The sequence below is a fragment of the Acidithiobacillus sulfurivorans genome (genome assembly GCF_018853815.1).
In the GTDB taxonomy this organism is placed as follows: domain Bacteria; phylum Pseudomonadota; class Gammaproteobacteria; order Acidithiobacillales; family Acidithiobacillaceae; genus Acidithiobacillus; species Acidithiobacillus sulfurivorans.
Genome location: NZ_JAAOMP010000122.1, coordinates 1 through 9,494, shown reverse-complemented (window position 1 = coordinate 9,494; position 9,494 = coordinate 1). Strand labels below are relative to the sequence as shown.

The 9,494-nt window shown below is 59.0% G+C and carries 9 protein-coding genes; all 9 read right to left on the bottom strand.

Annotation, left to right across the window (positions count from 1 at the left end; all coding sequences use genetic code 11):
• Positions 1 to 62 precede the first annotated feature (62 nt).
• Positions 63 to 575, bottom strand: a complete 513-nt coding sequence (locus HAP95_RS11065) for an outer membrane factor lipoprotein domain-containing protein (RefSeq protein ID WP_215884281.1) — start codon at positions 573 to 575, stop codon at positions 63 to 65.
• A 12-nt stretch (positions 576 to 587) separates the two neighbouring features.
• Positions 588 to 1,301: an ABC transporter ATP-binding protein gene (locus HAP95_RS11060; RefSeq protein WP_226832733.1), complete on the bottom strand. Its 714-nt coding sequence runs from the start codon at positions 1,299 to 1,301 to the stop codon at positions 588 to 590.
• Positions 1,301 to 2,515: an ABC transporter permease gene (locus HAP95_RS11055; protein ID WP_215884280.1), complete on the bottom strand. Its 1,215-nt coding sequence runs from the start codon at positions 2,513 to 2,515 to the stop codon at positions 1,301 to 1,303. The genes HAP95_RS11060 and HAP95_RS11055 overlap by 1 nt, the downstream gene beginning before the upstream one ends.
• A complete protein-coding gene (locus HAP95_RS11050; protein ID WP_215884279.1) occupies positions 2,512 to 3,660 on the bottom strand; it encodes an efflux RND transporter periplasmic adaptor subunit in 1,149 nt (382 codons plus the stop codon). The genes HAP95_RS11055 and HAP95_RS11050 overlap by 4 nt, the downstream gene beginning before the upstream one ends.
• A complete protein-coding gene (locus HAP95_RS11045; RefSeq protein ID WP_215884278.1) occupies positions 3,657 to 4,265 on the bottom strand; it encodes a TetR/AcrR family transcriptional regulator in 609 nt (202 codons plus the stop codon). Before HAP95_RS11045 ends, HAP95_RS11050 begins: the two co-directional genes overlap by 4 nt.
• Positions 4,266 to 4,365: 100 nt before the next feature.
• Complete coding sequence (locus HAP95_RS11040) at positions 4,366 to 5,283, bottom strand: extracellular solute-binding protein (protein WP_215884277.1); 918 nt, start codon at positions 5,281 to 5,283, stop codon at positions 4,366 to 4,368.
• 296 nt (positions 5,284 to 5,579) lie between these two features.
• Complete coding sequence (gene tolB / locus HAP95_RS11035) at positions 5,580 to 6,848, bottom strand: Tol-Pal system beta propeller repeat protein TolB (protein WP_215884276.1); 1,269 nt, start codon at positions 6,846 to 6,848, stop codon at positions 5,580 to 5,582.
• Positions 6,849 to 6,867: 19 nt separating this feature from the next.
• Complete coding sequence (locus HAP95_RS11030) at positions 6,868 to 8,037, bottom strand: D-alanyl-D-alanine carboxypeptidase family protein (protein WP_215884275.1); 1,170 nt, start codon at positions 8,035 to 8,037, stop codon at positions 6,868 to 6,870.
• Positions 8,038 to 8,064: 27 nt separating this feature from the next.
• Positions 8,065 to 9,494, bottom strand: a 1,430-nt coding sequence (locus tag HAP95_RS11025) for a Do family serine endopeptidase (protein ID WP_215884274.1), incomplete at its 5' end; no start/stop codon positions are given.

Here is a 9,494-nt window from a genome sequence, read left to right as displayed (position 1 = left end):
GAAATCGGCTCAAAATGAACCATTTCAAAAAAATCGGGGCGAAATCTGGCAGTAGCCTGAGGTTAAAACCGACGGGCTGCTAGGCCGACATCAACCTGCGGATAACGCGTCGCCCCCGCCTGTGCCGAATAGAGTTCCTGCGCCTGACGCAGCGTGGCGCTCGCTGCTGCGAGCGTGGGACTCACCGCAAACGCGTGCTTGATCAGCGCATCCAGCCTGGGCGACTTGAAGTCGCGCCACCACTGGGCATCGACCGCCATGCCGGTAACCAGACGCTGTGCTTCACCCAGTCTCGTGGGCGCGGATTCGGTTTGCGCAGGGACCGGCGTGGCCGTGTAATCCGCTGTCTCGGGAGCGGCCGGCCGCCTGAAGTCCGGCCCTGCGGCGCAGGCCGCGAGCGTGAATGTGCAGGCGAGGATCAGCCCCAGGCGTAACCCCGTGCTCGTGGAAGGCGCGGTCATGCTGGTGCCCTCTTGGCGGAGGACCGCGTTGCTTCCGGCTTGGCATGAAATCGTGGTCTCGTTGAACTCGGGTGTTTGCTGGTAGGGACGTACATCGGCGGGCAGGGTTTTCATGGTCGTTTCCTTTCAGTCGAAGCCTCGGCCCTCGCCGGCTTCTTCGTGGGTTACACCGTCGCGGATGTGGTAGATGCGTTTGAAGGTGGGGAGAATCTTCTCATCGTGGGTGACTACGATGATCGCGGTCTCGTACTTCTTCGCCATGTCGTTGAGGATGCGGATCACCGCCATGGCGCGTTTGGAATCCAGCGGCGCAGTGGGCTCGTCGGCCAGGATCACCGGCGGGCGGTTGACGAGGCCACGCGCAATCGCCACACGCTGCTGTTCGCCACCAGAGAGTTGCGAGGGCATGGCCTTTGCCCGGTGCTGCACGTCCAGCGCGGTGAGCAGTTCAAGCGCGCGCTTGCGAGCTTCCGCGTTGGGCACGCCGGCCAGCATGGGCAGCAGGGCGACGTTATCGGTGACGTCGAGAAACGGAATGAGATAGGGCGCCTGGAATACGAAGCCGATCTTGTCGCGGCGCAGCGCGCGCAGGTCGCGTGCCTTCCAGCCTTGGTCGTAGATCACCGCATCGCCCAGGGTCATGCGCCCGGCGCTGGGGTCGATCACCGCGCCTAGGCATTTGAGCAGGGTGCTCTTGCCCGAGCCGGACGGGCCAACCAGGCCGACGACTTCGCCCGGCGCGACCTCCATGTCCACGCCTTTGAGCGCGTCCACTGCGGTATCGCCGCTGCCGTAGCGCTTTTTCAATCCTTCGATGCGGATGCCTTGTGCCGCCATCATCAACCTCCGATCGCTTCGGCCGGATCGACCTTGAGCGCCATGCGGATGGCCACCACGCTGGCCAGCGCGCAAATCACCATCACCGCGAAGAACCCGGCGATGGAGTCGCCCGGCATCAGCAGCACAAACTTGGGAAACAGCGGCGCGGCGAAGGTGGCGGTGATCTTGCCCACGGCGAAACCGATCAGCCCAAGTGCCAGCGCCTGCTGCATGATCATTGCGGCGATGGTGCGGTTGCGCGTGCCGATGAGTTTCAGCACCGCGATTTCGCGGATTTTGTCCATGGTCAGGGTGTAGATGATGAAGGCGACGATGGCGGCGCTGACGATGGCCAGAATCACCATGAACATGCCGATCTGCCTGGATGCGGTGGCGATCAGTTTGTTGACCAGAATGTTCTGCATCTGCGCGCGGGTGAACACGGTCAGGCGTTTCCAGCGGCGGATGGGTGCGGCTACTTCGTCGGCGGTATAGCCGGGCTTGATGCGCACCAGCACGGCGTTGACATAGTTGTTGGTGCTCTGCGAGGCGATCACGGCGTCAAGCAGGCCGGGCACGCCGGGACGGTTGAACGCCGGGTTCTCGGCGGTGCGGCGGCGCTGCTGCAGGATGGCTTCGTTGTCCTTGAGGAACTGCGCCTGCTGCGCGTCTTTGAGCGGAATGAACACCATCGGGTCGCCGTTGGAAGAAACCATGCGTCGCGTCAGCCCGACCACGGTGTAGCGGTTGCGGCGGATCTGCAGGGTGTCGCCCAGCTTGAAGCCGCTGGCGATGTCGGCCACCGCCTCGTAATGGCTGCGGGTGATCTGGCGCCCGGCCACCAGGTAGGGCGGCCAGCCCGCGCTGCCGGGGCCGTCGGGGGCGATGCCCACCACCATCGCGCGCACGTCGCGCGGCTCGCCATGATTCGTGGCGCGTACCTGCATGGTGAGGTAGGTGATGTCGGTGGCGCTGGCGACGCCGGGCATGGCGGCAATGCCGCGCCAGGTGTCGTCATACAGGCTGGAGGATTCGGCGTAGGGGCCTTGCGTGTCTTTCTGCACCACCCACAGGTCGGCACCGCTGTTATCGAGCAGCACCATGGCGTCGTCGACCATGCCGCGATACACCCCGGCCATGACCAGGGTGACGCCAATCAACAGCCCCAGGCCGATTCCGGTGAACACGAACTTGCCCCAGGTATGCAGGATGTCGCGTCCGGCCAGGCTGATCATGGCGACACTCCGGGAATGCGGTCGACGATGCTGATGTTGCTGTGCGCGCCCAGGGTGCGTTGGCTATACACCACCACGCGCTCGCCGGCCTTCAGACCCTCGACCTGAACCTGCCCGTCGAGGTCGCTGCCCAGCACCTTCACTGGGACGAACTCCAGCTTGCCCGCAGCCACGCGCCACACGCCGAGCTTGCCATCGATGCGCTGCAGGCTGGCATTGGGCACCGTCGGGCGCGGCGGCAACGCGGGCAGGGCGACGGTGACATCGGCCAGTTCGCCGATCGGCGGCAGGGGTTGCGGGATGTGCTTGAAGCGGATCTTGGCTAAGGTTTCCTCGGTCACAGCGTCCGCCAGCGGATCGACGCGCAACACTTCGCCCTTGAAGGTCTTTCCGCTGCGCGAGCGCAAAACTATGGATGCGGGTTGCCCGGCGGCCAATCCCACGGCCTGGATCTGGTCGAAACGTGCGTCGACCCACAGGCTCTGCGGATCGATCATCTCCACCACGGCCTGGCCGGCGACAAAGGTCGAGCCCGGCGCGGCATCACGCTGGGTGACGATGCCGTCGACTGGCGCGACCAGGCGCAGGTTCGCCCGTTGTGCCAGCAGCGCCTGCAGATCGGCGTGAGTGCGGGTCAGATCCCCTCGCGCCGCCGCCAGTGCGGCATTGGCAACCTGCAGTTCTTCGTGTTTCGCCGCCACGGCTTCCTCACTGGTCGAATGTTTGGCCAGCAGTCGCTCATAGCGACGCGCCTGGATTTGCGCAAAGGATTGTTTAGCTGTCGCCTCGCCGACTGCCGCCTGCGTCTGCTTGATCGCCGCTTTCTGCGCACGAATCCTGTCGTCGAGATCAACCGGATCCATTTCAGCCAGTAATTGCCCGGCGCTGACACGATCGCCCACATGCACGTCGACCCGCTTGACGCGCCCGGCAGCCGTCGGGCCGATCATATAGGTATAGCGCGCCCCGACGGTGCCGATGCCGAACAGCGCCGGGTTGATTGATTGTGACTCGACCTGGGCCACAGTTACGGCCACAGGCGCCAGCGGGCCGGAACGCAGTGCGACATAGACAAGTAGTGCCAGCAGCGGCACGATGACCGCGATGAGCGCCAGCGTGCGGCGTTGCACAGGTAGACGTTTCATTTCTCGCCTCCGATACCGCGCCGATAGATCGCAAAGACTCGCGGCGCATCACGGCGTATGCGCTCTACGTCACCCGCCAACAGCGACTGCATGACCAGCCCCTGAAGCATGCCGATCAGGAGCGTGGCGGCGGCCTCGGCGTCGAGACCGGGTGTGAGTTCGCCAGCCGCCTTGCCGGCCTCGATGGGCCGGAGTAAACGTTCGCGATAATTGCGCAGCAGTGTCTGTGCCATGCGCTTGGGAGCAGTTAATTCGGCCCGTTGTAACTCACCGAACAGCATACGCGGCACACCCGGGTGCTCGACGACGAACGCCACGTGCGCCATGAATATGGCCTCTATAGCAGCGATTGGCGATGAAGCAGAATGTGCAGCCTTTTCCACCCGGGAGAGGAGGCACTCTGCCACCCACTCCATCACCGCCTGCAGGATCGCATCCTTGGTCGGAAAGTGTTTGAACAAGGCCCCTTGGGTGACGCCCATGTGCTTGGCGATCACAGTCGTCGTGATTTCGCTCGGATTCTGCTCCGCAGCCAGCTTGACAACGGCCTCGACCGTGGCGGCGCGGCGTTCTTCAGCAGGCAGGTGTTTTGAATGAGTGACCATGACCAAGCCTCAAAGTAAGTAATAACTTACTATCTTAATCGCTCAAAGCTGCCTGTCAAGTACATCAGAGGCTTCACGTACAATAAGTTATGAAGAACGCTTACTTCAGGACGGGGCCTTTCGGCGCGCTGTATCCAGTTTCATTGAACATGGCCTGACCAGCGGGACTGGTCATGAAGTGGATAAAGGCCATGCCCAGTTTGGGATCAGGTGCGTCGGTAGGCACCGCCGCATAAAACACCAGCGGCTGGGTGTGGACGGTTTTGGATTTGCCATCTACATTCAGGGTGAAATGGACCTTGCTGTACCAGTCCTTGGACAGGACCGGATCGCTGAGATTGATCTGATCGGGCAGGGTAATATAGGGCAGATGCAAAGATTTGACGGCGCTTAAGTAACCTGATGAAGCGGCCATCTGACCACTTTTGAGCCGGGCGAGCAGGGAGGCTTCGGTGAAAATCTGCTGCTGATTTTCGACGGGGCCGAGTATGTTTTTGACCAGGTCCGGCTGGTGATAATACTTTTCTGCCAGCATGAAGGTAAAAATAATGTTCTGTCCCTGCGGGTCGGTTTTAGGGTCGGTACGGCCAAAACGTACGCCCGGCATTTGCAGTACCTTGTACCAGGGCATTTTACCCGCAGCCGCCTTTTCAAAATCCTTGGCATAGGGGCTGTTGGGACTATAAGCAATGCACATGGCGGTGCTGGCTACGGGATAGGCTTCCTTGACCAGACCGGCCTTGATGAGGACTTCGATGGGCCCAGGAGTGATGGAGACAAACACATCGGTGCGCAGTTTGTGTCCGGCAATGAGATGCGCCAAGCCATAGGCACCTTGTCCTTCCCCTTGGTAATTGACCTTTTGCGCCTTGGCAAAGGCCGGCCCCAGGTGTAAATCCATGACGGCACCCATGGAGCCAGCATAGGCGACGCGAAAGTCCTGGGCACTGGCGATGGCCGGCAGGGTCATCAGGGTGGCGGCAGCGATGAGGTAAACAGCGGCGTTGCGTGATTTCACTGTGGGCGTTCTCCTTTTTAAATATATTCGATCATATATAACGATGCCCAGGTTGTCGGTCAAGTGCTTCATCAACAATTCCACTGCCGTACTGTCTGCTGCAGGTAAACAGACTTTTGGGTTTCCGAAAGATTGTTGGCTCGCGGGTAGTCAGCCTGCGCTGCTACGCGGGCCCCGTGTGCTGCTGTCCGAGACCCCGAACGTGCTGATCAGTCCGCAGCATTCCGAAGCGGCGCAGTGCGTGATTTCTGCCATCTACCATTAGCCTCTGGACCCGCGCCTGTCGCCGCAGGTGCTCAGCGCGGAGCCCAGGCCGGTTCATTCGTCTGCCCGGCAATAGACAAAAAATGCAGGCCTTTGCCGTTTACGGCTACTTCACCCAATACCTTCTGACCACCACGATGGGTGGCAAAAACAATCATGCGACCATCACGGGCAAAGCTGGGATGCTCGCAGTTGCCACCGTCATACAGCACCTGCACGCCACTGCCATCGGGCCGCATTTCCGCCAGGGAAAGCACGCCACGATAGGCATGCACAAAAGCAATCCAGCGACCATCCGGGGCGTAGGAGGGAGAGACATTGTAGCCTCCGGAATAGCTCAGGCGCTGAATGTGGCTGCCATTCGTCCGCATCTGATAAATCTGGGCGCTGCCCTGACGGTTGGACACAAAAACCAGATGATGGCCACCGGGTGACCAGCTGGGGCTGGTGTTGACGGTTCCGGTGCGGGTCAGTACCTGTTCATGACCAGTTTGCAGATTTTCACGCACCAATTCGGTGCGGCCGCGCTCCCAGACCTTGGCGAATGCCAGATACTGACCATTGGGCGAAAAGGCCGGGGCGCTGAGCGCCGTGCCCTGATCGGGAACCTGATGACGCTGACCATTGGCGAGATTCTGAAGGTAGATCACCGAGTGCCGATGCCGGTAGGTCACATAGGCCAGTTGTCGACCCTGGGGGGACCATGCCGGAGAAATAATCGGAATTTTACCCCGTAAAATGCTGTGCGGATTCCAGCCATCGGACTGGGCAACGTCCAGGTCATAGTGGCTTCCCTGCTGATTCACATAGGCAATATGGCTGGCAAAAGGACCTGGTTCACCGGTGATCTGCTGATAAAGCAGATCGGCCACTTCCTGACCGACCATGTGATAGCCTTCCGCATCACTGACGTAGCGCCGTCCGGCCAGCATTTTGTGGGTAATCAGACTGACGGCGTCTGCATCGACCACATAGCCGCTGCTGGTTGGATGAACTTTACCGACTACCATGGCCAATGCCCCGGTTTTTTCCCATTGGGCGACGTTGATGGCGGCGGCGGAATGCGGGTCGTCCGGATAAAGCGCGGGGTTGATGACCGAAAAATAGCCACTGTGTTGCAAGTCGTAGCGCACAATGCTGGCAATATCCGGCTGTCCAGCAGGACCTGATCCAAAGGCAGGAACTGCAACGGGCGCCGAACTGCTGACGGCCTTGCTGATGTTGACGGTGAGGGCGCTGGCGCTCAGTGGTAGGGCGCTCAGTGCCATGAGCAGGGCGATACGACGAATAGGCCATTGCATGGAAGGCTCCTGGTTTGTTCTATAAGGATTGTTTGACGCGGTTCCACAAACTGCCAAAGGTGCCTGCCGGTTTGGCGGCATCGGCCGCAACCAGATCGGTTTTTCCCAGCACTTTGCCATTCAGGGACACGGTCATCTCGCCAAGCTTCTGGCCTTTGGCAATACCCTTGCTGCCAATTTTCTGATAAGTCACCTGGGTTTTCAGGTCTTTTTCCGCGCCGGTGGGAATCATGACGTCCACGTTTCGGGCGACCGTCACGGGGAGTTTGTCGGGGTCCAGGCTGGTGTCACTGTAGGTGCCCACCACGGTTCCGGCTTTGGTTAAGGTGTGATTTGTGGTAAAGCGGTAACCATAATCCAGCAGGGCTACGACATCGTTAACCCCGCTGGGCCAGTTGGGAGCGCCCATGACTACGGCAATCAGGCGACGGCCATTGCGTACGGCAGTGGTATCCATGCAGTGCCCGGCAGCGTTGGTGTGTCCGGTTTTCAGGCCGTCAATGTCAGGATGTCCGAAAAGGGCCGGATTCCAGCTGCGTTGCTTGATGTTGTTATAGCGATAGTATTTGATTTTGGAAATATCGATGACCTGGGGATATTTGGCAATCAGGTCCCGGGAAATCATTGCAATATCCAGGGCGGAAAGGTGCAGATCAGGGGTCGGGAGTCCATCCACGTCACCGTAATGCGCACCGGGTAAGCCCAGTTTGGTCGCAGTGGCATTCATTTCATCTACAAAACTGGCGCGACTGCCTGCCACGGCCTGGGCCAGTGCCACCGCCGCATCGTTGCCGGAGTCAATAATCAGTCCGTGCATCAACTGATCCACGGTAACGGGGAGGTTGGGCTGAATGAACATGCTGGACCCCCCCGTGTGCCAGGCTACCCGGCTGACATGAATACGCTGATGCCAATGCAGCGTTCCGTTGGCCAGAGCGCCGTAAGTCAGATAAGCCGTCATCAATTTGGTCAGACTGGCGGGGGGTAACTGCAGGTTGGCATCTTTTTCCGCAATAATCTGGCCCGTGCGGAAATCCATCAGTACATAGCTTTTGGCATCCGGTATGGGTGGTGGTGGGGGCATCAACAGGTTGGTGCCCGCAACGGCAGTGCCACCCGTCATCAGGGTGGCGAAGGCAGCAAACAGAGTGAATCGGGATTTGTGCTGCAGGTACTTTTTGTAGCGCATGCGACTTCCTTATACGATGGTTAATTTTTAGTGTGCAGGGAGTGTGATCACGACATAGAGGCTTTGATGACCCTGGCGAATCAGCAAGGGAATCGGGGTGTGGGCCGGCAGTTTGTGGACAATTTGTTGCAGTTGTTCCGGACTGTTCACTTCATGCTGGTCAATTTGCTGAATGATCATACCATCGGTCAATCCCATTTGGGCGGCGGGGCCGGGATAAATGCTTTCAATTTCCACTCCGTGATGAATGCCCAGACGCTTTTGTGCTGCCTGACCGAGGGTGGTGACGCGAAGCCCGAGACGGCGGATATCTGCCGTTTTTTCAGCTTCTACATGACGCATTTTGGCGGGCATGGTGCCAATGGTAACCTGCAGGGTTTCCGGTTTGCCGTTATGCAAAATGCCCATGGGTACCGTGGTTCCCGGCGGGGTGTCACCGACGAGGGGAGGCAGTTGTCCGACGCTGTAAACGGCCTCGTGATTGTAGGTCACAATGACGTCACCCGGCTTCAGGCCTGCCCTGGCGGCTGCTTCATGCGGGCTGACCGAGGCAACCAGTGCCCCGACCGGTTCTTTCAGATGGAGTGCCTGGGCCATTTGCGGATTTACTTCCTGAACGTCCACTCCAAGCCAGCCAAAGCGAAGCTTTTTGTGTTCTTCGAAGGCATGTACTGCGCGCATCGCTGTATTGATGGGAATGCTGAAAGAAAGACCCATGTAGCCACCATCGTTGGTATATATCTGATCATTAATACCGACGACCTGACCTTCCATGTTGAAAATGGGCCCACCTGAGTTGCCGGGGTTGATGGGAACATCACTCTGAATGAAAGGAATATATTCATCATCATGGGGCAGCGGGCGATTCAAGGCGCTGACTACACCCTGGGTGACCGTATTGTAAAAGCCAAAAGGCATGCCAATCGCCAGCAACCACTGACCTACTCTAAGATTACGGGAATTGCCCAGTTCTACCGTGGGCAGGTTGTGGGCATCAATTTTCAGCAGTGCCGTATCATATCGTACCGATAGACCAACCACCTTGGCAGGATAAGCGTGATGGTTGGTCAGTGTCACAATAATATGATGCATGCCCCGCACCACATGTCCTGCCGTCACAATATAGCCGTTGTGGGAAATGATAAATCCCGAACCCAGGGCCTCCATTTTTTCTTTCTGGGGCGGGTTGGCTCCGGAAAATCCCTGGAAAAACTGATAGAAAGGCGAGTTTCTGGGAAACGGATCGGTAGTGTTTCCCGCCCCTCCCCGAACGATTTTGGTGTCGGAGTCATCAATTTTAACGATGGCATTCCCATATTTATTGACGATCGGTGTGAAATCGGGAAGATCCACCAGTTTTTGCGGCATGGTGTCTGTTTTTGCCGGCGCAGGTTTGGCCATTGTGGCAGGTGAGCTAGTCTGACTATCTGCAGCAAAAGCCCAGCCTGCCGCACCGA

What these genes read in the sequence shown, in the direction of transcription:
- tolB (WP_215884276.1), bottom strand. Translation starts at nt 6,848, where the DNA reads ATGCAATGGCCTATTCGTCGTATCGCCCTGCTCATGGCACTGAGCGCC.
- HAP95_RS11050 (WP_215884279.1), bottom strand. Translation starts at nt 3,660, where the DNA reads ATGAAACGTCTACCTGTGCAACGCCGCACGCTGGCGCTCATCGCGGTC.
- HAP95_RS11065 (WP_215884281.1), bottom strand. Translation starts at nt 575, where the DNA reads ATGAAAACCCTGCCCGCCGATGTACGTCCCTACCAGCAAACACCCGAG.
- HAP95_RS11060 (WP_226832733.1), bottom strand. Translation starts at nt 1,301, where the DNA reads ATGATGGCGGCACAAGGCATCCGCATCGAAGGATTGAAAAAGCGCTAC.
- HAP95_RS11055 (WP_215884280.1), bottom strand. Translation starts at nt 2,515, where the DNA reads ATGATCAGCCTGGCCGGACGCGACATCCTGCATACCTGGGGCAAGTTC.
- HAP95_RS11045 (WP_215884278.1), bottom strand. Translation starts at nt 4,265, where the DNA reads ATGGTCACTCATTCAAAACACCTGCCTGCTGAAGAACGCCGCGCCGCC.
- HAP95_RS11030 (WP_215884275.1), bottom strand. Translation starts at nt 8,037, where the DNA reads ATGCGCTACAAAAAGTACCTGCAGCACAAATCCCGATTCACTCTGTTT.